Source organism: Paenibacillus sp. PCH8, from assembly GCF_002968835.1.
Lineage (GTDB): Bacteria > Bacillota > Bacilli > Paenibacillales > Paenibacillaceae > Paenibacillus.
The window spans coordinates 20,017-46,572 of sequence record NZ_PKQK01000006.1 but is presented as its reverse complement, the minus strand read 5'-3'; the positions used below and the strand labels follow the sequence as shown (position 1 = coordinate 46,572).

General features: G+C 44.6%; 26 protein-coding genes and 3 pseudogenes. All 29 read right to left on the bottom strand.

The genetic code is table 11. The annotated features are described in order from the left end of the window. Positions 1-16: 16 nt before the first annotated feature. Positions 17-904, bottom strand: coding sequence for a MinD/ParA family protein (locus tag C0Q44_RS25685; RefSeq protein ID WP_105410019.1), 888 nt, complete (start codon positions 902-904; stop codon positions 17-19). Beyond that, on the bottom strand, positions 901-2,253 hold the full coding sequence (gene flhF, locus C0Q44_RS25680) for a flagellar biosynthesis GTPase FlhF (RefSeq protein WP_105410018.1): 1,353 nt from the start codon (positions 2,251-2,253) through the stop codon (positions 901-903). Before flhF ends, C0Q44_RS25685 begins: the two co-directional genes overlap by 4 nt. Next, positions 2,250-4,231, bottom strand: a pseudogene (gene flhA, locus C0Q44_RS25675) (flagellar biosynthesis protein FlhA). Before flhA ends, flhF begins: the two are co-directional and overlap by 4 nt. Before the next feature lie 76 nt (positions 4,232-4,307). Beyond that, on the bottom strand, positions 4,308-5,390 hold the full coding sequence (gene flhB, locus C0Q44_RS25670) for a flagellar biosynthesis protein FlhB (protein ID WP_105410017.1): 1,083 nt from the start codon (positions 5,388-5,390) through the stop codon (positions 4,308-4,310). Positions 5,391-5,413: 23 nt separating this feature from the next. Further along, the gene (gene fliR / locus C0Q44_RS25665; protein ID WP_105410016.1) at positions 5,414-6,202 is read right to left on the bottom strand and encodes a flagellar biosynthetic protein FliR; all 789 of its coding nucleotides are present in this window, start codon (positions 6,200-6,202) and stop codon (positions 5,414-5,416) included. Positions 6,203-6,212: 10 nt separating this feature from the next. Next, a complete protein-coding gene (fliQ, locus tag C0Q44_RS25660; RefSeq protein ID WP_105410015.1) occupies positions 6,213-6,482 on the bottom strand; it encodes a flagellar biosynthesis protein FliQ in 270 nt (89 codons plus the stop codon). 25 nt (positions 6,483-6,507) lie between these two features. After that, positions 6,508-7,262, bottom strand: a pseudogene (fliP, locus tag C0Q44_RS25655) (flagellar type III secretion system pore protein FliP). Continuing rightward, on the bottom strand, positions 7,259-7,795 hold the full coding sequence (locus tag C0Q44_RS25650; protein WP_181151186.1) for a flagellar biosynthetic protein FliO: 537 nt from the start codon (positions 7,793-7,795) through the stop codon (positions 7,259-7,261). The pseudogene fliP and the gene C0Q44_RS25650 overlap by 4 nt, the downstream one beginning before the upstream one ends. Before the next feature lie 11 nt (positions 7,796-7,806). After that, a complete protein-coding gene (locus C0Q44_RS25645; protein ID WP_105410013.1) occupies positions 7,807-8,172 on the bottom strand; it encodes a response regulator in 366 nt (121 codons plus the stop codon). 28 nt (positions 8,173-8,200) lie between these two features. Further along, complete coding sequence (gene fliY / locus C0Q44_RS25640; protein WP_105410012.1) at positions 8,201-9,475, bottom strand: flagellar motor switch phosphatase FliY; 1,275 nt, start codon at positions 9,473-9,475, stop codon at positions 8,201-8,203. After that, the gene (gene fliM / locus C0Q44_RS25635; RefSeq protein ID WP_105410011.1) at positions 9,465-10,463 is read right to left on the bottom strand and encodes a flagellar motor switch protein FliM; all 999 of its coding nucleotides are present in this window, start codon (positions 10,461-10,463) and stop codon (positions 9,465-9,467) included. Before fliM ends, fliY begins: the two co-directional genes overlap by 11 nt. Positions 10,464-10,503: 40 nt before the next feature. After that, positions 10,504-10,962, bottom strand: coding sequence for a flagellar basal body-associated FliL family protein (locus C0Q44_RS25630; protein ID WP_105410010.1), 459 nt, complete (start codon positions 10,960-10,962; stop codon positions 10,504-10,506). After that, positions 10,962-11,183, bottom strand: coding sequence for a flagellar FlbD family protein (locus tag C0Q44_RS25625; RefSeq protein ID WP_024630220.1), 222 nt, complete (start codon positions 11,181-11,183; stop codon positions 10,962-10,964). Before C0Q44_RS25625 ends, C0Q44_RS25630 begins: the two co-directional genes overlap by 1 nt. A gap of 67 nt (positions 11,184-11,250) precedes the next feature. Beyond that, the gene (gene flgG, locus C0Q44_RS25620) at positions 11,251-12,066 is read right to left on the bottom strand and encodes a flagellar basal body rod protein FlgG (RefSeq protein ID WP_105410009.1); all 816 of its coding nucleotides are present in this window, start codon (positions 12,064-12,066) and stop codon (positions 11,251-11,253) included. An 81-nt stretch (positions 12,067-12,147) separates the two neighbouring features. After that, positions 12,148-12,477 carry a TIGR02530 family flagellar biosynthesis protein gene (locus tag C0Q44_RS25615; RefSeq protein WP_374955157.1) on the bottom strand — a complete coding sequence of 110 codons (330 nt, stop codon included), beginning with the start codon at positions 12,475-12,477 and terminating at the stop codon, positions 12,148-12,150. Positions 12,478-12,527: 50 nt separating this feature from the next. Beyond that, the gene (locus C0Q44_RS25610; RefSeq protein WP_105410007.1) at positions 12,528-13,085 is read right to left on the bottom strand and encodes a flagellar hook capping FlgD N-terminal domain-containing protein; all 558 of its coding nucleotides are present in this window, start codon (positions 13,083-13,085) and stop codon (positions 12,528-12,530) included. 19 nt (positions 13,086-13,104) lie between these two features. Continuing rightward, entirely contained in the window at positions 13,105-14,493 is a 1,389-nt protein-coding gene (locus tag C0Q44_RS25605) for a flagellar hook-length control protein FliK (protein WP_105410006.1), read from the bottom strand. Positions 14,494-14,533: 40 nt separating this feature from the next. Beyond that, positions 14,534-15,484, bottom strand: coding sequence for a MotE family protein (locus C0Q44_RS25600; RefSeq protein ID WP_105410005.1), 951 nt, complete (start codon positions 15,482-15,484; stop codon positions 14,534-14,536). A gap of 42 nt (positions 15,485-15,526) precedes the next feature. Further along, on the bottom strand, positions 15,527-15,979 hold the full coding sequence (gene fliJ, locus C0Q44_RS25595; RefSeq protein WP_105410004.1) for a flagellar export protein FliJ: 453 nt from the start codon (positions 15,977-15,979) through the stop codon (positions 15,527-15,529). Positions 15,980-15,990: 11 nt separating this feature from the next. After that, positions 15,991-17,310 carry a flagellar protein export ATPase FliI gene (gene fliI / locus C0Q44_RS25590; protein ID WP_105410003.1) on the bottom strand — a complete coding sequence of 440 codons (1,320 nt, stop codon included), beginning with the start codon at positions 17,308-17,310 and terminating at the stop codon, positions 15,991-15,993. Continuing rightward, positions 17,297-18,160 carry a FliH/SctL family protein gene (locus tag C0Q44_RS25585; RefSeq protein WP_105410002.1) on the bottom strand — a complete coding sequence of 288 codons (864 nt, stop codon included), beginning with the start codon at positions 18,158-18,160 and terminating at the stop codon, positions 17,297-17,299. Before C0Q44_RS25585 ends, fliI begins: the two co-directional genes overlap by 14 nt. Then, positions 18,153-19,169, bottom strand: a complete 1,017-nt coding sequence (fliG, locus tag C0Q44_RS25580; RefSeq protein WP_105410001.1) for a flagellar motor switch protein FliG — start codon at positions 19,167-19,169, stop codon at positions 18,153-18,155. The genes C0Q44_RS25585 and fliG overlap by 8 nt, the downstream gene beginning before the upstream one ends. An 11-nt stretch (positions 19,170-19,180) precedes the next feature. Next, positions 19,181-20,763: pseudogene (fliF, locus tag C0Q44_RS25575) on the bottom strand (flagellar basal-body MS-ring/collar protein FliF). 133 nt (positions 20,764-20,896) lie between these two features. After that, positions 20,897-21,208, bottom strand: a complete 312-nt coding sequence (fliE, locus tag C0Q44_RS25570; protein WP_105410000.1) for a flagellar hook-basal body complex protein FliE — start codon at positions 21,206-21,208, stop codon at positions 20,897-20,899. 56 nt (positions 21,209-21,264) lie between these two features. Continuing rightward, positions 21,265-21,714: a flagellar basal body rod protein FlgC gene (gene flgC, locus C0Q44_RS25565; RefSeq protein WP_105409999.1), complete on the bottom strand. Its 450-nt coding sequence runs from the start codon at positions 21,712-21,714 to the stop codon at positions 21,265-21,267. Between the two features lie 5 nt (positions 21,715-21,719). Next, positions 21,720-22,127, bottom strand: a complete 408-nt coding sequence (flgB, locus tag C0Q44_RS25560; protein ID WP_105409998.1) for a flagellar basal body rod protein FlgB — start codon at positions 22,125-22,127, stop codon at positions 21,720-21,722. A gap of 984 nt (positions 22,128-23,111) precedes the next feature. Then, positions 23,112-24,512, bottom strand: coding sequence for an ATP-dependent protease ATPase subunit HslU (hslU, locus tag C0Q44_RS25555; protein WP_105409997.1), 1,401 nt, complete (start codon positions 24,510-24,512; stop codon positions 23,112-23,114). A 116-nt stretch (positions 24,513-24,628) separates the two neighbouring features. Beyond that, positions 24,629-25,171, bottom strand: coding sequence for an ATP-dependent protease subunit HslV (gene hslV, locus C0Q44_RS25550; protein ID WP_105409996.1), 543 nt, complete (start codon positions 25,169-25,171; stop codon positions 24,629-24,631). A 24-nt stretch (positions 25,172-25,195) separates the two neighbouring features. Then, positions 25,196-26,539, bottom strand: coding sequence for an FADH(2)-oxidizing methylenetetrahydrofolate--tRNA-(uracil(54)-C(5))-methyltransferase TrmFO (gene trmFO / locus C0Q44_RS25545; protein WP_374955156.1), 1,344 nt, complete (start codon positions 26,537-26,539; stop codon positions 25,196-25,198). Between the last annotated feature and the right edge of the window lie 17 nt (positions 26,540-26,556).

The window sequence follows — 26,556 nt, the reverse complement described above, 5'->3', positions numbered from 1 at the left end:
TTCCTTTATTCAGAAATCATGTTGTTCGTTTAAGCCACTTTTTCATAAATCCTCTGATTCCTGTCAAGGTTTCGGATTCCGGAGTTGCAGGTACAGCCAAATATTGAAGGGCAAGCTTCTCTATATCTTTGGAGGCTTTCGCATTCGGATACGCCAGGCTATAAGGCATTTGTCTTTTGACTGCCTTTACCACTTGAGCATCTTCTGAAATGTATCCAAGTAACGGAATATCCGTCTGCAAAAACCGCCTTGCCACTCCAGCTATTTTATCTGCCACCCGTTCCGCTTCCCGTTCGTCTTCCACCCGATTAACAATCATTCGAAAGGGTGTAGCATTTTCCTGGCCATGCATAACTTTGACTAAAGCATAAGCATCGGTTATTGAAGTCGGTTCAGGCGTGGTTATAATCAAGCATTCATCGGCAGCACCGATAAACTTCATATTTTCTCTGGAAAGTCCTGCCCCAGTGTCGAAGATGACATAGTCCATTTCCTGAGCAATATCCTCCACTTGACTGGCAAAGAACTCCAGATCACGATCGGACAAAGAGAACAACTCTTTCATGCCCGATCCTCCGGCAATGTAAGGCAAGCCGCTGGCACCAAGTTGTATGATTTCCCTTATAGTCTTTTGTCGGTACAATAGGTGGTACAGATTATAGGAAGAAGAAGTACCCATGAGAACATCAATATTAGCCATTCCGATATCTGCATCAAACACAAGTACCTTTTGCCCCAAAGCCTGTAATGCCAGTGCAAAGTTTAGTGTGAAATTGGATTTCCCAACACCTCCTTTACCACTCGCCACAGTGATGATTTTGGAAGAACGGACATCTCGTTCCACGCCTTCCATTTCCAGTGGTGCGGAGACCATACTTCGAAGTGAAGCTGCCTGGTCCTTCATTGTGCCAATTCTCCCAACAACTGTTTAGATAACAAGTCTGCTGCCGGCTTCAACAAATCGTCTGGAACATTCTGTCCATTAGCCACATATGCGAGCTTGAGTGGAAAACGATAGAGAAGGTTAAACATCGGCCCGCAGCTTCCAGTCTCATCCATTTTGGTAAAAATCACTTTACCCAGTCCATATTTACTAAAATGTTCGGTAATCTGAACCATATCGGCACTTTTGGAAGTCATGCTCATGACGAGGAAGGTTTCACTATTCTCGACAGGAGCAAGCAAACTTTGCAGTTCTGAGACAAGTAATTCATTTCTGTAGTTTCTTCCTGCAGTATCCATAAAGATCAAATCACAATCCTCTAAACGGGAAATTGCGCGTTGTGTATCACCAGGTGATTGTACCACCTCAAGTGGAACATTCAGTATGGATGCATAGGTTCTAAGCTGTTCTACCGCAGAAATCCGATACGTATCTGATGTAATGAATCCAACTTTGCGCTGTTTCTTGAACATCTGTTCAGCTGCCAATTTCGCAATTGTCGTTGTTTTCCCGACTCCTGTTGGCCCAGCTACATACACGATTCGAGTGGTGGGAAGAATGCCTTCGTCAATACGATTTTCAAGAAAATGCATGACCTCAAGCCTTACTGCTTGTTCTATTTCTTGCTCGTTCAATCCACCCTCAGTAAATCTTGCTTGAATCGAATCAAACCAGGATTCCCATACCTCAGGCCAAACATCTTGTTCCATCAACCGTTCTCTGATCTTATGCAGTTCCTCGGGCACAGGGTCAGCAGAAGTACCTTGCTTTGAAAGCTTGGTCATCATCTGTTTAAGATCCTGTAATTCATTCATTAACTTGTCCTGCTGCAGATCTGAAGCCAGTTGAGTAGAGGCAGTTGTTAAACCCGAAAAATCCGCCCCTTGCGGTCGCGGTTTATGTTCAGTGCTCGAAGAATCCGAGCCGTTATCTATGTCTGTAACGATATTATTCGATTCAAACTTAGACATTGCAGCCACAGATTTTTCCTGTGCATTTTGATCAGCTCTATCCGTTGTGACCGACTCATCAGAAACCGCAGCAAACGAACGAGCTGTTTGCCGATAAGCTTCAGGCACAAATGCACGAGGTACAGGGGTAAATTGATGTTGTACTGGCTTCGGCGATTGCTTGGTTTCTTCCTTGTCCACTGCAGCTACAACTTCGATCCTTTTTTTGCGAAACATTCCCATCACACCGCCCACCTTAATCTCTTTGGTGGACAGAATGACGGCATCACTTCCCAGGTCTTTGCGAATTTGAAGCATAGCTTCGGGCATGGTCTCAACAACGTATTGTTTTACTCTCATAAGTTCACCACCCCGATACTTTGAATTTCAACATTCGGCTCCAACTCGCTGTAGGAAAGAACAGGAATATCCTGCATAGTACGTTCAATAACCTGACGCAGATACATCCGAATGGTTGGAGAAGTTAATACAACAGGTTGTTGACCCGATTGAATCAGACGATTCACTTGTTCACTCAGCTTCTGATATACACTTTGTGTGGATACCGGGTCTAGCGCAAGATAGCTCCCTTGATCCGATTGTTGCACACTTTCTGCAATTTTCTTCTCTAGGCCAGGACCCACCGTGATCACTCGAAGTGTCTCACCTTTCTGTGAAAACTGTTGAGTAATCTGACGCGAGAGCGATTGTCTGACATATTCAGTCAGTACATCAGGGTCTTTCGTATACGTACCGTAGTCGGCCAATGTCTCAAAAATGGTAACCATGTCACGGATAGATACTTTCTCACGCAATAACTTAGCGAGCACTTTCTGCACATCACCAATGGAGAGGACAGAAGGAATAAGTTCATCTACCAACGCAGAGTAGTTCTCTCTAAGATTATCCACAAGTGCTTTCGTCTCTTGTCTTCCAAGTAACTCATGCGCATGCTTCTTGATCAGTTCCGTTAGATGAGTGGCCACAACGGAAGGTGGATCTACAACCGTATACCCTGCAAGTTCCGCACGGTCTTTGGTTACTTCATCAATCCATAGTGCAGGAAGCCCAAAAGCTGGCTCAGTCGTTTCAATACCCGTCACGGACTCCTCTTCATAACCTGGACTCATCGCAAGGTAATGATTCAACAACAGTTCTCCGCCGCCTACCACGTTACCCTTGACTTTGATAACATACTCATTAGGTCTAAGTTGAATGTTATCCCGAATCCGTATGACGGGAACGACCAACCCCATTTCAAGAGCACACTGCCTCCTGATCATAATGATCCGATCTAGCAAGTCCCCACCTTGCTGATTATCAGCGAGCGGGATTAGACCATAACCGAATTCAAACTCAATAGGGTCCACCTGAAGCAGGTTAATGACACTTTCAGGGCTTCTGACCTCTTCAATCTGCTGTTCCTCTTCCAATTGTTCTTCCGCTTCCTGCTTCAAATTCAGATTATTCTGCATCCGCCATGCGGCAAAAGCGAGCACACCTGCCAATGGAAGCGTAGTAATAACATGAATTGGCGTGAAAAAACCGAGCATGGCAATAACGAAAGCTACAATGTAAATAAGGATCGGGTATGTAAATAACTGCCCCGTAATATCATCTGCCAAGTTTCCTTCAGATGACGCTCTTGTAACAATGAGACCTGCTGCTGTTGAAATCAGAAGAGCTGGAATCTGGCTGACCAATCCATCTCCTATGGTTAGAACGGAATACGTGGCAAGTGACTCAGCAAAGTCAAGACCATGCACGGTCATCCCGATGATAAATCCACCAATCAAATTGATCAAGAGGATGATAATGCTTGCAATTGCGTCTCCTTTTACGAACTTACTTGCTCCATCCATTGCTCCATAGAAGTCGGCTTCGCGTTCAATCTTGGAACGACGCTCACGCGCTTGCTGCTCATTGATCAGACCTGCATTCAGATCCGCATCAATACTCATTTGTTTACCAGGCATCGCATCGAGTGTGAATCGGGCAGCTACTTCAGCTACACGTTCCGATCCCTTGGTGATAACGATGAACTGAACAACAACCAAGATCAGAAACACAACAAACCCGATCGCAATTTGCCCCCGGCAATCCAGCTACCAAAGGTAGCAACAACGGCTCCCGCATCACCTTCGCCAAGAATTAGCTTGGTTGTCGAAATATTCAGTGCGAGTCGAAATAGTGTGGTGATTAGCAGCAAAGCTGGGAAAATAGAAAACTGCAATGCTTCTTTGCTGTTCATGGCAACGAGCAATATCATCAGCGCAATTGCAATATTGATGACGAGCAGCATATCCAACAACCAGATTGGGATCGGGAGAATCATCATCAACACAATGCCGATAATACCCGAAAGGACAGCTAAATCTTTTGTTTTCAATGAATGTACGGCCTCCGATCCCCTTTTATCTCGTTCTGCCCTTTAGTTTATATACATAAGCCAGCACTTCGGCTACCGCTTGAAACAAATCGGCCGGTATGGCATCACCAATCTCGGCTCTCTGGAACAATGCCCGTGCCAGCGGCTTATTTTCCATCGTAACAACACCGTGTTCTTTGGCAATCTCCTTAATGCGCAAGGCAACATAATCCTGACCTTTGGCAATAATCTGCGGAGCCTCCATCTCGGAACCTTCATACTTCAAAGCAATTGCAAAGTGGGTCGGGTTCGTGATGATTACATCCGCATTCGGTACTTCCTGCATCATACGCTGCATAGCCATACGACGCTGACGCTCCCGAATTTTACCCTTGATCAGCGGATCACCTTCCATTTTCTTATACTCATCCTTGATGTCTTGCTTGGACATGCGGAGTTTTTTCTCATTATCGTACTTTTGATACATGTAATCGAATATAGCAAGTATAAGAAGAGCTACCGCAATTTTGATTCCGAGATTTAAAGTAATTGAGGCTGCAAAATGTAAAATGGCATCCAGTGAAAAATGAGAAAGCGAAGCAATATCAGACTGGTAACTTGTAATTGTACTGTACACAAGATAGCCGATAATGGTCATTTTCAAAACGGACTTAGCAAATTCGACTAATGATCGCATAGAGAAAATATTTTTGAATCCTTTAATTGGATCCAACTTTTCCAGTTTCGGTTTTAAGCCTTCGCCCACCAGTAGAAAACCAACCTGCATGTAATTAACGATTAAGGCTACTAGGACGGCCCCCAACAATACTGGAGCCAGCAACAACATAATCTCAACGCCATAGCGCATCATAAGCGCCATTACATTCTCACCGGTGATTTCCATGTTCAACCGATTGATGAAGATATCCGTGAACAGTCGAACTGTGCGTTCCTTGTAAAAATCACTGAAAACCGACAAAATCAAAAACGAGAACAGGAGAATCGAAGAACCCGATAACTCCATACTTTTGACAACCTGTCCTTTTTTTCGTGCATCCTGTCTTTTTTTCGGGGTAGCTTTCTCTGTCTTCTCCCCCGAAAACAATTGGAGGTCGAGTTGAAGTTTCATCCGAGTCATATCCTCCGTTTCACTCAGCCCGGCCTTTGACCGATGGTTCCCAGCAATTTTTCCATGGATGTAAATATTACTTCGAACAATTGGCTAAATACAAAGGCAAAACTGGGAACCAGCAAAAGCAAAATAGCAAGCCCGACGAGTAACTTAAGCGGCATTCCGACAGCAAACACATTAAATTGCGGAGCCGTTTTGGCCAAGAATCCCAATCCTACATCCGTCAAAAACAATGCGACTACAATCGGAGCAGCCATCTGAAAAGCAAGCATAAATGATTGCCCCAAGGTACGCAGCAAAAATTCAGCTATACTCCCATCTGCCAATCGCAGGAAAAATACATTCGATAACGGAACCCATCGGTAACTATAGACTATCGCATCCAGTAAATAATGGTGTCCATTCATCGTCAGAAACAGAAGCGTAGCGAACGCATACTTCAAGTTACCCGTAAGTGGCGCTGAAGCACCTGTCATCGGATCGTACACATTGGCCATACCGAAACCAATCTGAAGATCGATAAAGGTTCCTGCTGTCTGCACAGCCGTCATCAATAGATACGCAGCAAACCCCAGAATCAAACCAATCAAAATTTCTCTAATGATGAGCAAAATATAACTAAGGTCTGTCGGTACGGTCTGATTTATGCCATCTATCATATATACAGACAATGTGACAAAAGCAGATAAACCAATTTTGACTGAATTCGGTACATTTCGAGCTGAAAAGACTGGCGCAGTAACAAAAAATGATGCTATTCGACAAAAGATAAGCAGAGCGACAGGAAAACTTTGCAATAATGTCTCCATCTGCTAAAGCCTACCCTATGTATCTGTATAGATTGTCGAGAATGTTAAACGTGAAATCGAGCAATATATTCAAGATCCAAGGTCCGAACACAAGTATTGCCAGAAGCACAGCAATAATTTTGGGTACAAAAGCCAATGTTTGTTCCTGAATTTGAGTTGTCGCTTGGAAAATACTGATTGCAAGTCCTACAACCAGAGCTAGTATAAGCATGGGTGCACTGGCCAGCAATGACGTGTATACCGCTTTCCCGGCCAGACCGATAATAAATTCCGAAGTCATGACCGTCCTCCTTTAACTTTCCGGCTCAAGTATTAAAACTCAGCAACAGTGACTTGACTACCAGATACCACCCGTCCACTAGGACAAAGAGCAGTATTTTGAAAGGTAATGAGATCATGACCGGGGAAGCATCATCATCCCCATTGCCATGAGTGTACTCGCGACAACAATGTCTATTACCAGAAACGGAATAAAAATCATGAAGCCCATCTGGAATGCTGTCTTCAACTCACTGATTACATATGCCGGCACCATAACAGTGATCGGAATATCCTGATATGTTTTGGGCTGTTCGGTCTGATTGTACTTCATAAACAGAAGTAGATCTTTTTCTCTGGTGTGAGTAAACATAAATTTTTTCACTGGATCTGCAGCTTTTTCAAGCGCTTCGATTTGTGTAATGTCTCCCTTGAGATAAGGCTGAAGTGCTACCTGATTTATGGAAGACAACGTCGGTGACATGATGAAAAGTGTCAGAAAGAGCGCTAAACCGACCAGCACCTGATTGGGTGGCATTTGTTGTGTACCCAAAGATGTCCGTACAAAACCCAGAACAATTACAATCCGAGTAAAACTGGTCATCAGCACCAGTAATGCGGGTGCAATACTAAGCACCGTAATTAAAAGGATAATGGACAGTGAACTCGTGCTCGGTGTTCCCCCATCCCCATTTCCGATTTGAATATCAATATTCGGAATGGGTTCGGCAAAGGCAACCGTAACAGATGCCAGACTGATAAGTCCTATCAAACAACACGCTAACCAAATCTTTTTCTTCATGAATCCCTCGACCGATCTGTAGTATTGTCTTTATCCAGGAGCTTCTCCATCTTCTCTTTACGGTTAGGCATCTGCCGAAGTTTGGATTCAAACATTTCGTGAAAAGAAGTTGTGTCCTCTAAATCCATTTCCCGCGGCGGTTCATCTTTACGGAAGCGTTTTGCGAGCTTGGCAATGAGAGGCGAAAGACTCCCTTGTTGTGCAGCAGCATCTCGTTCAAATGAATTAATGATTCGCTGCGCCTCTTCAAGATCCGAAACTTTGTCTACCAGCTGTATGTCTTCACCTACACCAAGCAGATAAACACTTCCACCAATTTCTATAATTTGCAGCGACTTGTTTTGTCCCAGTCCGACCCCGCCCAGAATACGAATCGTGCCGTTCCGGAACCACTGCTGATTCCGTTTATTTAAAAACCGGATCAGATAGACAATAAGGACCAGAATGACGACCAGGACAACAATCACCCATACAAGCTGTAAATAATAATTGGCTCCCGCGCCAGTTCCTACCGGATTATCTCCCTGAGCCATCATCATCTTTCTTAATTGCCCAGCGTCTTGCTAATCGCTTCGATAACTCGGTCAGATTGGAAAGGTTTAACAATGAAGTCTTTGGCTCCCGCTTGAATTGCATCGATTACCATCGCTTGTTGACCCATTGCAGAACACATAATGACTTTTGCGTTCGCATCAATCTTTTTAATTTCTTTCAAAGCTGCAATGCCATCCATCTCAGGCATAGTGATATCCATTGTGATCAGATCTGGACGAAGCTCTTTAAATTTCTCAATTGCTTGTGAACCATCCTGTGCCTCACCAACAACCTCATATCCATTTTTGGACAAAATGTCCCGGATCATCATTCTCATAAATGCAGCGTCGTCTACGACTAAAATTCGGTTTGCCATCTTGATTAAAGTCCTCCCTAAATTGTGCTTATTGTAATTTCTGAATTCGGTCCCATTGGCTAAGGATATCTATAACACGAACACCAAAGTTTTCGTCAATAACGACAACTTCACCCTTGGCGATCAGTTTGTTATTCACCAAAATATCGACAGGTTCACCAGCCAACTTATCCAGTTCGACAATCGAACCCTGTGACAGTTCCAATATATCTTTAATTTGCTTCTGGGTCCTTCCTAATTCTACGGTGACTTTAAGGGGAATGTCCATCAATAAATTCAAATTGTTCTCGTCTACATGAGCAAACGCCCCATTTTGCAAATTGGCGAATTGTACTGGTTGTACGTTAACATTCCTATTTGGCATTCCACCGTAATGTTGAGGTGCACCATAAGGTTGCTGCGGCGGCATGCCATACGGCTGCTGTGGCGGCATTCCTTGCGGCATACCCATTGGAGCCTGTCCATATCCGTTATAGTCCTGAGCAGGAGGCTGTGGAGCTTGTGGCGGCACCTGTTGCTGTACAGGTGGCTGTTCAGCAACAGGTGGTGGCGGTGCTGTCACCGCTGCCGGTACTGGATCAGGCGTAGTCGCCACAGAAGCACTAGCAGTTGACTCTTGCGCGCCTCCAATCAGCATATCTACCATGCTTTTGGCAAAATGTACTGGAAGTAACTGCATCAGATTTGAATCTATCAAATCGCCTATTAACAGACGAAATGAAACTTGAATCAACGTCTCATCTTCAGGAAGATTACTGACACCCTCGCCGCTCTCCAAATTCAGAATATCGATTCCCGGAGGAGAAATATTCACGAAACGATTGAAGATCGTGGACATAGAGGTCGCGGAGGAACCCATCATCTGGTTCATCGCTTCCTGTACTGCACTAATATGGATTTCGTTCAGTTCTTCGTCAACCGGGTTTCCTTCGCCACCCAACATCAGATCCGCGATGACTTGAGCATCTCTCTTCTTGATGACAAGCGAGTTAATGCCTTCGAATCCATCCACGTAATTCACATGAACGGCAACATGTGGCTTAGGAAAAGCTTCTTCAAACTGTATTCGACTAATAATGGAAACCTTAGGTGTTGTAATATCTACTTTCATTCCTAATAGCGTGGACAAAGCCGTTGCCGCACTACCAAATGTAATGTTACCAATCTCTCCCAAGGCGTCTTGTTCCAGCTCAGTCAAAAAATCATCAACTGTCTTCTCAGCCGGTTCCGAACTGTTTATCGATTCCGATTGCCGGAGCAAAGCATCGATTTCTTCCTGAGATAAATAATCCTTACTCGTCAAATTCTTCAACTCCTTCGGTGACAATCTCGTCTATTTGCACAGCCACACGGTCCTTAATGGTTCCTGGACTGCCTATATACTTCAGTCTGTCACCCACTTTAATGGAAAGTCCCTCATCAACAGGTTTGTTTAAGGTAATGACATCACCAACAGAAAGCCCCAAAAATTCTGCAATTGAAATTCTGGATTCTCCCAATTCCGCTACAACGGGTAATTTGGCTTTGTTCACTCGCTCTTTTAACGCTTCATATTCTTCCGGAGCTCTTGTTTTCTTCTCCGAAACAAACCATTGATGAGTTGACAACCGGGACATAATAGGTTCAAGAACGACATGTGGTATACATAGATTGATCATGCCTGTCGTGTCACCAATTTTGGTACTGAGCGAGATCAGAGCAATAGTCTCATTGGGGGATACAATCTGCATAAATTGCGGATTGGTCTCCAGTGCTTCCATCCTTGGTGAAATATCCAACACGGTCTTCCATGCTTCCTGCAAACTTTCAAACGCACGGCTGAATATCCGCTCCATGATGGTCGTCTCAATCTCCGTCATCGATACGATCTTGGTCGGAGCAATTCCGTTTCCACCAAGCAGGCGATCCAACATCGCATATCCCACGTTGGGATGGACCTCCATCACCATTCGTCCCTGCAGTGGCTCCGCTTCAAAAATGTTCAATATCGTCATCTTAGGAATAGATCGGATAAACTCATCATAAGGCAACTGTTCGACCTGAACGACATTGATTTGAACGAACGTCCGCAGTTGGGCTGAAAAATAAGTGGTGAGAAAGCGTGCAAAGTTTTCGTGAATACGAGTCAAACTTCGAATATGATCTTTGGAAAAACGTACTGCCCGCTTGAAATCGTACGATCTAATTTTCTTTTGAGTATCTTCCTTCTTCAATTCTTCCGCGTCCATTTCGCCAGAAGAAAGTGCTGCTAATAGGGCGTCAATCTCATTTTGTGATAATACATCCACCATGTTCTCACCCCCTTACAGGTCTACAGCGTGTTCTGTTCATTTACATTTGCGCAATCACAAAAGCTGAAAAACTGGTGCTGCTTAACTTGCCCTCAGGTAAAGCTTCATTAATAAGTCCGGTTAGTCTCTCATTAAATTGAACCCGGCCCTTCGCTGTAGCCAGCTCCTCAGACTTGGTATCCGCAAACGTCTGAATGATAATAGGCTTCACCGTTATTTCTTTGATTTTCTCAAAATCTTCTTTGGCTACTTTGTCTGACAACTTGAATGAAAAGCTGACAACGACAACATGATCTGTATCAGCCAAATTGGTTTTAATTTCTCCAAGCTCTGAGGAAACTTCTACAATCTCATCCGCAGTCATTTTTTTTTCTTCAGAAGCTGCAGCAGTATGTGTGTCGTCATTCTTGTTCTGGCCTTGCATAAATACAAACACAACCACCACAATGAGTGTGATAGCAAGCAACATCGTTGCTAGCCAAGGCATCATCTTTTTCATCAGGATTCCTCCGTTTGCTGCACTTTAATAGTGGCTGCCTGAACCCCGATTTCACGGTTGTAATCTTTAATTTTGGAAATAACTTCATCTGCTTTTTCAAGCACAATCAGTCTCTTTCCAGTTACCAGAGTAATATACGTGTCCGGCGTCTCTTCCACAATTTCAACCATCAGCGCATTTAACCACATGGGAGAACCATTTAACCGCGTAACCGAAATCATGCTAAGCCCCCTCGATCAGAGTGGGAGGAGTAAGCTCCCCCACGTTTTAAAAATTACCAATCAGCTATTAACGTTTCAGGTTAACCACTTCCTGAAGTATTTCATCCGACGTTGTAATGATCCGGGAATTCGCCTGGAATCCACGCTGAGCAACGATCATTTCTGTAAATTCACCAGTCAGATCTACGTTTGACATCTCGAGCTGTCCAGCAATGATGGCTCCTGTTCCATTCTCAGCACTGTTCGCTGTCAATGGTTCAAGGGCTCCATCCGGATTCGCATTCGCTGTCATGCGGTACAAGTTGCCCCCGATTTTCTCAAGACCTTCCGGATTGACAACTTTACCAATTCCAATCTGTGGACCCGCTTCAATAGTTCCGTCTGCCATGGTCTGGTTGATCGTTCCATCTTGACCAATAGTGAAGGATACAGCATCGTCTGGAATCGTAATATTTCCGCCACCACTATCCAGAACAAACAATCCATCCGAAGTCAAAAGGTTACGCGCAGCATCAACATGGAAATCACCCGCGCGAGTTAAGTAAGGGACTTCCTGATCTTCACTCAAACGTACCAGGAAGAATCCATCTCCGTTAATCCGAAGATCCGTTGGATTATTCGTTGTCATGGGACTACCTGCCAGATGCAGCGTATCAATTGAACCTACGGATACACCCAGACCAATTTGTTTCGCGTTGACACCACCCGTTGCATCGCCAGGTGCAGTTACCCCTGCAGTGGTTTGACTCATAATATCCTTGAACATCACTCGACTACCTTTAAAGCCAACCGTGTTTACGTTCGCAATATTATTACCAATTACATCGAGTTTGGTTTGAAAACCCCGCATCCCGGAAACGCCTGAGTACATTGATTTCAACATTTTAGAAATTCCTCCCAGTCTTCATTTGGTTACCGCGTCAGTCGGTCAGCGGCATTCCGGCTCCCGAGAAGGGCCAGCCGTTCAAGAAATGATTACAGCACTATCAATCTGAGTGAACACATTATCCTTCATGCTTTCACTATCCATAGCAGTAACCACCGTACGATTTTTGACATTGACGATAAAAGCCATATCCTTCATCAAAATGAGAGACTCTTTGGCTCCTTTAGCAGCAGCCTTGTCCAAAGCAGAGCCGATCTGTTCCATTTGTTCGGTTTTGAGTTCAATTCCACGCTGTTCCAGTCGTTTGGCAGCATGATTGCTCAATTTCAGAAGATTATCTTCCAGTACTTTTGCAAAAGGTTTTTCGGGTACAGCTGAGGCATCTCCTGTTTTGGGTCTTTGAAGCATATTGGGTGTAATCGGGCCTGAATATAATTGTCCAACCGTTATGCGATCACTCATATCGTTTTCCCGCTATCTTCCGTATCAACAGTTTCAGCGGATGATTCAGGTTCTTGGCTCTCGTTCATTTCAGGGGCTACATCCTGAACGTTCTGTACTGGAGTTTTATTCTCTTCTGTCTGTTTTGGATAATTCACCTGAATGATCTCATCCAGCTTAATTTCGTCTTTGCCCACTTTTGCGTATTGAACACTATCTCTTACAATGATGGAATCGACAATACCCTGACGAAGAGTCCCGTTATCCTCTTTATTAGAAGAAAGCCAGCTAACCTCCATGCCAATCATGCCGGATACCGCTCCAAGTGACTGATTCAGCGTTTTAAGTTGTGTAGAAATATTGACCAGTTGTTCTACCGAGCTGAACTGTGCCATCTGAGCGATAAATTCCTTATCCTCCATCGGCTGCATCGGATCTTGATTCTGAAGCTGGGTAATCAATATTTTCAAAAACTGGTCTTTGCCCAATTCTTTTGTAGCAGCGCTTGTCGTTGCTTTATTAGCTGCGGAATAGTTCGGCCAGGTATTATTGGTTGAAACAATTTCATTAGCCATTTGCTCACCTCATTTCTATTTAAGCCTTCGCACTAAACGTATCTCTCAGAGATTCGTTGCCATCTACTTGCTCGCTACGCCAGTTACGCAATTCTTCTTGAATCCCCGCTGTAGCTACTGCATCATCTGATTGTTCCTCACGTTCACGGGAACGGCGCTGTTGCTGAGAGTTGCTTCCCGGCTGACGGCCTCCATCCTGATACATCTGTGATCCGAGTGAACTGTTCTGTGTGACCTCAAGACGTTCCACTTGAATCCCTTGCGCTTGAAGAGAAGAACGTAACTGCATCATCTGTTGTTCAAGCATGTCTTTGGCCATCGTGTGCTCTGTTATAAACCTTGCAACCAATTGTCCATTCTGTAAGGTAATCTGTACATCCAACTTGCCTAGATGCTCAGGACGGAGTGAGATGGTCGCCTCGGAAAAACCTTTTTGCTGTACAATATCCAACTTGCTCACAACAAATTGTGTCATCTCTTTGGCAAATTGTGATGTTTGCATTACAGGTTCAGCCGGTTTGCCTGCTGTTGTGCCTGATGTACGCAAGGACAACTCTCCTGCTGTAATGATGGTTGAGTGATCCACTTCTCCACCTGGGTTTGAAGCAGATGTGGTATCCGCGTCACCTGTGACTTTAATTCCCGAATTAGCTGCTGCCGCAACAAGAACTTGCGGGACAACCGAATCCTGTTTGGAGGTTAGATGCATAGTTGTTGGAGCAACTTGTACAACCTGATCCTTAACTGCAGTCAATGTATCCAATATAGATTTCAGTTCATTCCATCCTTTGTTGCTAGCTGTATCCAATCCAGCATCTTGCAACTGACTCTGCAGAGATTGAAGCAAATGTTTGAATTCCGGTGCGTTCTTCGCAACCGCGCTCTCTGGTTCACTCATACCGGCTACTAGCTGAGTAAGCATATCCTGCAAAACAAAACGAACCGCTGCCGGATGCTGAGACAGTTCAATTGCAGGCACTGTACCGGCGCTTCCAGCTCCATCCGAAGATACATCAGAACCTTCCGCGTGGGTACCTGAAGAATCATTTAATTGTGTATACATCTGTTGAATCAAAGTCTGCAAGCCTGCAAGTAGAGCTGGATCATTCTCCAAAGCTTCATCAAGCGAATCCAAGTCCGTGAACAACGAATTCAGTATATCCGTGATTGAGGTCTCTTCCCCATCTTCACTTGAGGCAAAGGATACTACCAATGGATTCGCTGTTAAGCTTCCAGCGGTGCTCGAAGCTTCGCCTTCTGTGGATCCTCCGGATAATGTCTGTGCAAGAGTTTGCAGAAATTCACCACCAGCACTTGCGGTTGAGCCTTTAGATTGTGTCCCCGTTGCCTGACTTGTTGCTGTGGCTTTTGCAGATGTTGTGGATGTCATTTGATATACGATCGACATTTATTTTCACCTCCTCTCGGTTATATCAGATGAATCAGATCTACTTGTTGCCCATTAATTTGTTCAGAATCTTTGCAGTTTCGACTGAATTCTCTGTAGACATATTTTCGAGTAATTGCGATCGTGTTGCATCATCTACCGAGTTCAGAATGGTCAATGTTTTATCCGGACTCAACTTGTATGTTTCCAACAAAAGCTTGGCACCACTTGAAGCAGACATCGAAGCAAACGTTTGACTAAGCTGATTTTTATCCAGGTTCTTACTTGTAGTTGTTGCTGCGGTTGAAGTTGCGGCAGTTTCCTTCTTCAATCTGGATTGCAGCGCATCCAGTGCCAAGTCTCCAGATGGTTTCGCATCCTTCATCATCATCGTGACATCCGCTGCTGTTTTCGGGTCCATCTTTTCAAGCACCTTAGTCCGAGCAGTTGATTGCATGACATTCAACAACAATACCATTTCTTCATTCGTCATATTTTGCAATATGGGTGCAGCTTTGCTCGGGCTCATATCCGCATACATTTTAGCCAGATCTTTTATTTGCTTCTGATAATCGGATACCGTTTCCGGAGTCGCCGCTGCCGCTGCAGTTTCAGTTTCAGTAGCCTTTTCTGCATCATCCAACTTCTTCTGAAGGTCAGTTGCTTTTTTAGCCTCTGTTGTTGTCGCTTCCTGCGCCGCTTTGAGTTCTGTTTCTTTGGCGGTTACTTGAGACTTCAGCTTTTCGATTGTCGCTTCAGCACTTTCAACCTGCTGCTCGCTCTTCTCCAGCTTCTCTTTCTCCGGGTCCAGCACAGGATCAGGCACCCATTCCTTGACTACTGGAATCTTGTTGGCAACTTCAAGCAAATTATTACGAATATCTACATTAAATAGAGTAAGTAATACGCCGAGCAATACTACGGTGAATACAATCGGGATTGAAATCATGAGAAATTTTTCCCAACCGCCTCCCGACTCTTTTTCTATATCGCTATCGTCTTTAACAGCCATCGTTCATTCCTCCCTCACGAGACAACTTCGCGCCAACTCACATCAATTCGCGCGTCCGGCTTTGGCAGCGAAGCGTACAGTTGCCATCTCGTCCAGATCGTTCTGTTCCCGGAGGAGCATCTCCTGCTGAAAACTGATTTTGGCCTTGTCTCTCGCTCCAAGCCATACTTTTTCGTCAATCATCTTCCCATTTAGAAATGTCTGATTCTGTTGCACATTGACCTGAGCATGTCTAACATCACTGTTTTTACGTGAGATGCACTCGTCAAGGTGATGAACATAACGCTGCATCTCCTGCAAACGGTTTACAGACGCTATACTTTCCGCAGCAGATTGGATAACACCGACCAGATTACTTCTATCATTCAGAAGTTGTATCAGATGCTCTTCCTCCGTCTGAAGCTTTCCGATCGCTGTGGATAACATCCACTCTGCTTGTGTTTTCTCATTGCTCTTCAGGTCAACAACTTTCTGGAAATGATATCGAAATTTCATCGTTTACCCATTCATCTCCTTGCAAATTCAAGAATCAAACGTTCCTGTACTTCACTTAAAGTAACTTTTTCATCAACCTTCTGCTTTGTGAAATTCCATATACTATCAATCTGGTCTATTGATTCATCAATGGCTGCATTCGATCCCCGCTGGTAAGCTCCAATATTGATTAAATCTTCCGACTCTTTGTACACAGACATCAAACGCTTCATATTATTAACAGCTTCCATCTGCTCTTCAGGAGCAATATCCTTCATGACACGACTTATGCTGGCTAGCACATCGATAGCTGGGAAATGACCCTTATTCGCTATAGATCGGTTTAACACGATGTGCCCATCCAGTATCCCCCTTACCGCATCCGCGATCGGTTCGTTCATGTCATCCCCGTCGACCAGAACGGTGTAAAAGGCTGTAATTGAGCCTGTAGGTCCTGTCCCTGCCCGTTCAAGCAGTTTGGGCAAACTTGCGAACACCGAAGGTGTATATCCTCTCATTGCCGGAGGTTCCCCTACAGCCAGACCAACTTCCCTTTGAGCCATTGCATATCGAGTAACCGAATCCATCATCAGCATTACATTCATTCCACGGTCCCGGAAATACTCCGCAATGGTGGTAGCAATAACGGCTCCCTTGATCCGAACCAGGGCAGGCTGATCTGAAGTTGCAACGATGACTACCGAGCGTTCCAGTCCTTCCGGACCAAGATCCCGTTCAATAAAGTCGCGAACCTCACGTCCCCGCTCACCTACAAGTGCAATTACATTGACATCTGCCGCAGTATTGCGGGCGATCATACCCATCAAAGTACTTTTACCAACACCTGAACCGGCAAATATACCTACACGCTGTCCCTTGCCTACAGTCAGCAATCCATCTATGGCTCTTACACCAACACTCATCGTTTCAAGTACACGCGGACGATCCATTGGATTCACCGGTTTATTGGAAGTCGAGTACATCGGCATTCTGGAGGGAAGGAGTGAACCGTCAAGCGGTTGTCCCAGTCCATCTAACACTTTACCCAGTAATTCGGAGCCTACCTGAACTCCAAGTGGTTTGCCTGTACCGACTACATCGCAACCCGGACCAATCGATTGAAGTTCACCCAGTGGCATTAGCAGCACTTTGTTATCTCGAAACCCAACGACTTCGGCCTGAAGAGGCTTGGCTGATTTTCCAGGGTAGATGTAACATACATCGCCGATACTTGCATCCGGCCCTTCAGACTCAACCATAAGACCAATGACCTGAGTAACTTTGCCGTTAATGCGAACGGGATCAAATTGCTGCAAATGTTCCATGTATCGTTGTGAACTAAGAACCTTCATGTTGATTTTTTCGCTCCTCATCCTCAAGTGCTATGCGGACCAGTTCTTTTTTAATCTCAGCAAGCTGTGTATCTATTCTCGCATCTACGCTTCCAAATGAAGAACGGATGACACATCCTTTATCTTTGACGGTAGAATCAGGCAAAATCTGCAATTCAGCCTGAGAGTCAATAGAGAGGGAGAGTTCCTCGCGAGCTGCCTGTACAAATGTAAACTGATCAGGAGCCACACAAAGTGTGATCTGTCCTTGTTCCCGTTTACGTGACAGACTTTGGCGTATCAGTTCCAATGTCTGCTCGGGTTCAATGGAAAGCTGTTTATCAATGACCTTTTCAGCGATTCCGCAAGCAAGATCAACCAGGAACGGTTCTGCTTCCTGAATAATCTGATCTTTTGCTACGTAAGCCTCCTGCAGAACTTCTTGGGCTTCCTTCATCATCTCTTCGATCTGCACCTGGAGATCCAGTTCAGCTTGTACTTTACCTTCTTCAAAACCCTGTTGGAAACCTTGTGAACGGAGTGCTTCGGTCAGATGTTCATCCTGTTGTCGTTGTTCCTGCCACCAGCTATCGATCTGTTCACGGGCTTCTTGAAGCATGCGCTCCGCTTCTTCTGAAGCATCACGTACTTGCTTTTCTGCAAACTCCTTCGCATCTTCCAGCATCTCCGCGGTAAGACGTTGTGTCTCTTCATCCACGCGTGCTTGAAGCACTTCTGCTTCAAAACCTTCAGCACTTCCACCATTTAATTCCGTTTCAGACGCCTCAGTCCCACCATAATGATGATGATTTTCGAGTCTTTTACGGTCATCAACGGGTACATACTGGAAAGATTTAATCAAATTAGACAATGATATCATCTCCTCCACCGCGTGCGATAATGATCTCACCGGCTTCTTCCAATCTGCGTATCGTTCCTACAATGCGTGTCTGAGCTTCCTCAACATCACGCAGACGCACAGGTCCCATGAACTCCATCTCTTCTTTGAATGTTTCTGACATCCGTTTCGACATGTTCCGGAACACGGCATCCCGAACTTCTTCACTCGCCACTTTAAGTGCAAGCTGAAGATCTGCGTTGTCGATATCCCGAATAATACGCTGGATCGAACGATCATCCACATTGACGATATCTTCGAATACAAACATGCGTTTTTTGATTTCTTCCGCAAGCTCTGGATCCTGAATTTCGAGAGAGTCCAAAATGGTACGTTCCGTACCCCGATCGACTCCGTTCAAAATCTGAACGATCGATTCGATACCACCTGCATTCGTGTAATCCTGCGTTACGGTAGAAGACAGCTTCTGCTCAAGCACTCGCTCCACTTGAGAGATGACTTCCGGGGAAGTACTGTCCATCACCGCGACTCTTCGAGCGACTTCGGCTTGTTTATCCTGTGGTAAGGAGGACAGAATCGCTGCTGCTTGTTCGAACTGCAGGTATGACAGAACCAAAGCTATGGTTTGAGGGCTTTCATTCTGAATAAAGTTCAAAATCTGATTCGGGTCTGCTTTGCGTGCAAAGTCGAATGGTCTGACTTGCAGCGTAGCTGTCAAACGATTAATGACTTCAAGTGCTTTTGTAGAACCCAGAGCTTTCTCCAAGATTTCTCTTGCATAATTGATACCGCCCTGAGAGATATATTCCTGTGCCAGACAGATCTGGTGAAACTCGGACATGATCATGTCCTTTTCGGAAGCATCAACTTTACGAACGTTGGCAATTTCCAACGTAAGTTGCTCAATCTCCTCATCGCGCAGATGTTTGAAAATTTGAGCCGATACTTCCGGACCTAATGTAATCAACAAAATTGCTGCTTTTTGTCTGCCACTTAATCCCTGACTGCTTGCCTTTGCCAATTCGTTCACCTCTATTCGTCAGCCAGCCACGTACGCAGCAGATTGACGAATTCGTCTGGCTTTTTCTTGGCCAAACTCTCCAATTGTTTGCGCACCTGACTTTCGTTCGTTACACTGTCCAGCGTAATGGACGGGAACTCTGTTGCAACCGGAAGAGGAATTTCCTCTTCTTCCACTTCGTTTTGTTTGCGGCGACGGCGTACTAACAAAATAACCACCGTTGCGATCAATGCCGCTATAAGCGCTCCTCCGCCCCACATCATAGCTGTAGAAAGCGGGAAGCCCGTGTTCGCTGCTGATGCAGCCTGGAAGCCTTGTGACATCACTGAAACTTTCTTTGTCAGATCGGCGTCACTTATTACAGCGCCTGAGTCTGCCAGTGATGCTCGAACAATGTTAACCAAAATGTTCTCGATTGCGTCCTTAACCGGTCCCTGTAATTCTGTTTCTCCATTTGGTGGTTCAACAGCAACGTTAATGGTTAAGTCTTTTACAGTGTATGGACTGGAAATAATATCCTTGGCTATTCGATTAACATCGTAATTCACAGTGCTTGATGATTCTTCCGAAGTAGAGTTTCCTGTTGCATCCGATGATGGATAACCTGGTACTTCTTCTTGCCCGGTACCAGCAACACCACCTGTTGCGCTATTTCCCCAGTGTAGCTCTTCTGAATCTCCTGTACACTGATTTCAATGCCTTTCATATTCTCTACATCAACGGGTGTGACCAGATTTTCTTTACGTGTTTCTTTGTCAAAATTAAGCTTTGAGGCTACCAAAACATTTACTTTGTCTTCGCCTACAATTTGAGAAAGAAATTGCTTCACGTTATTACGAACATCGTTTTCAAACTTCTTCTGTAATGCCATGTTCTCTTGAACTTCCGAAGACAACCCCCCACTGCCACCTCGAGCACTTGGAATCAGTTCTGCTTCATCCGTATTGGTAATCGTAATGTTCTCAACTGGCAGATTAGGAATTGCGGTCTTAACCAAGTTAAAATAGCCATCTACAGCTGCCTGATTTGGGTGATAACCTGGTTTAAACTGGAGCGCAACCGATGCAGATGCTTTGTCCTGTTCCTCTAATCCAGCAAAGATGTTATCTTTCGGCATATTGACCAGCACTTTAGCGTCCTGTATCCCTTGCATCCGCTGAAGTAACTGCTCTACTTCTCCGTTTATAGCATTGTTGTACTTCACATCAAACTCTTTGTCTGTCATCCCGATTGGGGATGAAGATTGCTCGAAAGCTTTGTATCCTAATGAACCATTCTGAATGATCCCTTGTGACCCGACATTCACTTTTGCAATGGCTACACTTGTGCTTGGCACCGAAATGCTCTTGCCATCTGCACTTAGTTTATAGGGAATGCTGGATGTATCGAGATAACTGATCACGCCAGCTGAATCACTTGCATTCAGATCCGTGAACGCGACTTCATATTCGGTTTTGGACAATTGCATCGTTAGTACAACTGCAGCCAAAATCAGGAACAGGAAGGTTGATATAAATAGTACTTTTTGCTTTTTGCTGAAACTATTCCAATACTGGGATGCCTTATCCCTGTACTGGGCGATTCTCTCATTCACTCTGTCACCCCATCCGAAACTTAGCTTAGTCTGTCCTTACGCAACCCTAGCCGTTCCAGGGGCTCCGCAGGAGCAGCATCGCAGCTGCTTGTTGTAATGATCAGCGCTATTGCCTGAGCGCAAGTAGATTATTTTATAACTGCGTTCGCATAATTTCCTGATATGCCTCGACCACTTTGTTTCGGACTTGAGTTGTGAGTTGCAGACTTAACAAGGCCTGTTCTGAAGCGATCATCACTTGATCCACATTCGCCTTGCCAACCAAGAATTGATTGGACATTTCGTGTGCTTGAGTCTCCTGTGCTGCGACAGACCCCAATGCATTCTGTAAGTATGTACCGAAGCTCTGGATGGTTTCGGCTGGTGTAGAAGGCTTGCTCTCGATTGCGCTCTTCATCTGTAAAGGTTGTATCCCCTGTGTGTTAAACATGTTGTTCTGAATCATTAATGTCCCTCCCCTTCATCACTGGTTTATATATTCTTGTTTTGTTCTGATTCAGATTACCTTCCAATCTCCAACGCTTTGGAGATCATCGCTTTCGTTGAGTTCAATGCGGTTACGTTCGCTTCATATGAACGGGAAGCAGAGATCATGTCGACCATTTCCTTCGCAATATCCACATTAGGCATATACACATACCCTTCTGCGTTAGCATCCGGATGAGAAGGATCGTAAACAGGTTTCAGTGGTGATTGATCTTCTCGAATCTCTGTCACTCGGACTCCATCTCCGGCAACGCCGCTTCTCATTTGATTTTGAAGCATCGTACTAAACGAGGCCTTATTGGGTTCGAGCACAACCATTTTGCGTTTGTAGGGAACCGCCTCCCCATTAATTACGCTCGCGCGCGTGGTTTCTGCATTGGCAATGTTGGAAGATATGACGTCCATCCGCAAACGTTGAGCCGTCAGGGCTGAGCTACTAATACTAAAACTATTACTAATGTTCAATTCAGTTATCTCCCTTCCACGCCAATACGCATGATTTTAATCTGTTCGTTCACTTGCTGAATATAAGCGTTATAACGTAGTTGATTCTCTGCCAGAAGACTCATTTCTCTGTCTATATCGACATTGTTCTGGTTGTTATTCATGGACGTTGACTGGTCCATATTAACTACTGGCGTGGGTACAGAAGAGGAAGGACCTATGACAAAATGCCTTGCATCAGTTACTTTACCTTTAAGAACAGGCATGTCTCCATTCATTTGCCCCTGTAACATTTCTTCAAAAGAAACGTCCGAGCGCTTGAAATACGGGGTATCGGCATTCGCGATGTTGTCAGCAATCGTTCGCTGTCTGATGTTGGACGCATCGAGTGCACCTTGCAATCTTTTAAAGCTAATATCGTTCAAAAGATTCACAATGCCCCTCCTCTCTTTAGAAGTTATGGAAAAAGATTGAATCTTTTCCCTTGAGAATTCTTATGTTTTTTCGACAAAATTATTCGTCTTTACACGGTTTTCTAGGACTTAAGTAGAATTAACTCTGATGTTGTCGTATAACATAAGTTTCTTCGAGTTTGGGATTTATTACAATAAGAAAAAAGCCCTATCTTTTCTTAAAGACAGGGCTTTTTGTGTATTTTCAGCAAATTATGAATTTTTCCGTAAATGTTGAGGCCCAAAACAAAAGTATGTTAAGACTCTCTCTGTTCGTTCTTAAACATTCTTAAAATAAATAAAAAAAATCTTGCCTCAATATGACTATTAAACACCAGTAATTATGTAGAAAACTGAAAATTACATCGTTGGTAATGTTAGAATTTTTTACCGCTCCACTAAGGGTTTAGGGGCTATATGATAGGTATACATATGAAGCTGTACATTAATCAATTGACAAATTATCTTTCAATATTTAAGATTTCTTTCCTTTTCTTCACAACACTTTCTTAACAATTAAGCAGGGCCAACAATATTTAATATCCCCAAAACAATTGATCACTTCAAACTTTTCAACAAATCCTGTTTTTGCACAATCACGCAATGTTTTTCAACTATACAACTAAACCAATGACCAGACTTTGAATAAGGAAAATTCTTTTATTGGGAATAACTAGATATACGTATTAGGAATAGCCACCAATCCTATCGGTTTTAACTCCGTATACATGCGGCACAAGTCCTAGTTTTTGTCGACTCGGATAGCAACCTCACATCTTTTATCGGTTATTTTATTAAATTCTTTAGTTTCGCAACAAAAATAAACGATATGCCTCGGGTTAAGCCAACCTTTGCAAGCTGATAAAGGAGTACCCTCCTTCATCGATCTCGCAAGTTTGCTCTTCTCTCCAGTGCATATCGTTTATTCATATTCCTATTTTTAAAGAATACATTACTAGACCTGTTTCACAGAATATAGTGGCTTAAATCACGGTCCAGTGCGATATCATTCAGTTTCTCACGTACATATTCGGGAGTGATCACCATTCGATCCAGCGTAAGTTCCGGCGCCTCAAAGGATAAATCCTCCAGAAGCTTTTCAAGAATGGTATGCAATCGGCGCGCACCAATATTTTCTGTGTTCTGATTGACGGATTCAGCCAACTTGGCAATTTCACGAATAGCATCGTCCGAGAACTCAATCTCAATATTTTCGGTGCGTAGCAGTTCGACATACTGCTTGGTCAGCGCATTTTGAGGTTCAGTCAGAATGGATACAAATTCCTCAAGTGTCAGACTACTCAGTTCTACACGAATAGGGAAGCGCCCCTGAAGCTCAGGAATTAGATCTGAGGGTTTGGCTACGTGAAATGCGCCAGCTGCCATAAACAGGATATAATCCGTTTTGACAGGACCATACTTCGTCATTACCGTAGATCCTTCCACAATTGGAAGAATGTCCCGCTGAACACCCTCACGGGATACATCTGGACCGCTACCGCGTCCTTGACTGGCAACTTTGTCAATCTCGTCAATGAAAATGATTCCTGTCTGCTCTGCCCGACGGATTGACTCCTGAGTAACGTCATCCATATCGATCAGTTTGCCCGCTTCTTCCTGAATCAACACCTTCCGAGCTTCTTTGATGGCCAGCTTACGTTTTTTGGTGCGACGGGGAAGCAGGCTGCCAAACATCTCCTGCATGTTCATGCCCATCTGATCATTACCCTGACCTGCAAACATATCCATCATGTTAGGCGCAGTGTCTTCCACATCAATCTCGATGATGTCATCTTCCAACTTACCGGATAACAGATCAAACTTAATCTTGCGTCGACGCTCCGCTACACCCGTGTCCGGTTCCGGCTCATCCGGTTCCTGAACGTTATTGCCATTATTACCAAAAATCATTTCAAAGGGATTGCGTTGATTTTTGGATTTGGATTGTGAAGGAGCCAAAATATGTACAATTCGCTCGTTAGCAGCTTCTTCAGCCTTGTCCTTCACTTTTTCAGTCCGCTCCAGCTTCACCATCCGCAGGGATGTTTCTAGCAAATCACGCACCATCGATTCCACATCACGACCGACATAGCCCACTTCGGTGAATTTGGTAGCCTCGACTTTAACAAATGGGGCACCTACCAATTTGGCGAGGCGACGTGCAATTTCCGTTTTACCAACACCGGTAGGTCCAATCATCAGGATATTCTTAGGCACGATATCATCCTGAGTGTGCTCAGGCAAAAGGCTACGCCGATAACGATTGCGAAGGGCCACCGCTACCGATTTTTTCGCCTTTTTTTGACCTACAATGTACTTGTCAAGCTCTGCAACAATCTGTCTCGGTGTTAATGCTTGAGTATGCATATTGCTTCCCTCCTACCAGTCTGCTGAAGTTTTCTTACCTGCAAGAACAAAGAATCCCCATGTCGTACCTGGAGCAGATTACGGAATCATGCTCCACTACGGGAGATTTCTTTAAGTTATAGCTCTTCTACAATAATATTACTGTTGGTATATACACAAAGCTCCGAGGCAATCTGAAGTGATTCGCGTGCAATATCCTTCGCTTCCAGATCCACGGCATGACGCTTCAAAGCACGTGCAGCAGATAACGCAAAATTCCCACCTGATCCGATGGCGATCACATCATCATCTGGTTCAATAATTTCGCCACCGCCTGAAATGAGTAGCATTCCTGATTTGTCCATGACAATCAGCAGTGCCTCAAGCTTACGCAAGATGCGATCCTGACGCCAATCCTTAGCAAGCTCTACAGCAGCACGCTGCAGGTTACCATGGTGCTCCTCCAGCTTACCTTCAAATTTCTCAAACAGGGTGATGGCATCCGCCACAGAACCGGCAAAACCAGCCACAACCTGTCCGCGGTACAATCGTCTTACCTTCTTGGCTGTATTTTTCATCACAACACTTTGGCCCATGGTCACCTGACCATCTCCAGCAATGGCTGCCTTTCCATTATGACGAACAGCACAGATCGTTGTAGCATGAAATGACATATCCATGATATAGCCTCCCCCACGAATAATTTATACGCGTTCTGGAACGGTTAGACCTTCTGCCGCAGCAAATCTGGTGATACCATCCAGTGCACGCTGTGCAAGAGCTTCATTTTTTTCCTTTTTGTTGCGAATTTTCATTTCCAGCTTCGGTAGCAAACCAAAGTTTGCGTTCATTGGTTGGAAGTGCTTAAAGTCAGCCGTTGTAATATACTGTGCCATACTGCCCAGTGTTGTTTCAACCGGCAATACCACCAATTCCTCGCCAAGAGCTGCTTTGGCTGCGTTCATGCCAGCGATCAGCCCTGATGCAGCAGATTCTACATATCCTTCCACACCCGTCATCTGACCTGCAAAAAACAGGTTTGGGCGCTCTTTAAACTGATACGTTGGACGAAGCAGTTTAGGAGAATTAATAAACGTATTGCGGTGCATTACGCCATACCGGACAAACTCTGCAGTTTCAAGCCCAGGAATAAGGGAAAAGACTCGTTTTTGTTCTCCCCATTTCAGATGCGTCTGGAAACCTACCAGGTTATATAGCGTTCCCGCTGCATTGTCCTGTCTAAGCTGAACAACTGCATGTGGCAACTCTCCTGTATGCGGGTTAACCAGCCCCACTGGTTTCATGGGTCCAAACAAAGCCGTCTGTTTCCCACGTTTCATCATCACTTCAATTGGCATACAGCCCTCAAAGTAGATTTCTTTCTCAAACTCTTTCAACTGAGCAACCTCAGCAGTAATAAGAGCTTCATAGAAGACATCAAACTCTTCCTCTGTCATCGGGCAGTTCAGATACGCTGCTTCTCCCTTATCGTAACGTGAGGCCAGATATACCTTATCCATGTCAATTGAATCTTTTTCAATAATAGGTGCAGCTGCATCATAGAAGTAGAAATATTCTTCACCCATAAGTGCCTTGATTTGCTCCGACAATGCCGGTGAAGTCAACGGACCCGTTGCAACAACAACGATGCCATCTTCCGGCAGTGAGGTGAGCTCTTCATTCACAACCTCAATGAGAGGATGCTGATGTAGCGTGGATGTAATCTCACCAGAGAATCCATCCCGGTCAACAGCGAGCGCTCCACCCGCAGGGACTGCATGCCGATCTGCTGCAGACAGTACGAGCGAATTAAGCATTCTCATTTCTTCTTTCAACACACCAACTGCATTAGTCAACCCATTTGCTCGTAGTGAGTTGCTGCACACCAGCTCTGCAAATTTATCTGTATGATGAGCCGGCGTTTTCACAACAGGTCTCATCTCGTATAATTTCACGCGTACGCCGCGACTTGCGATCTGCCAGGCAGCTTCTGTTCCAGCGAGTCCAGCACCAATAACGGTTACTTGTTGTTCATTCGTCAAAATCATTAACCCCCATAAAACAA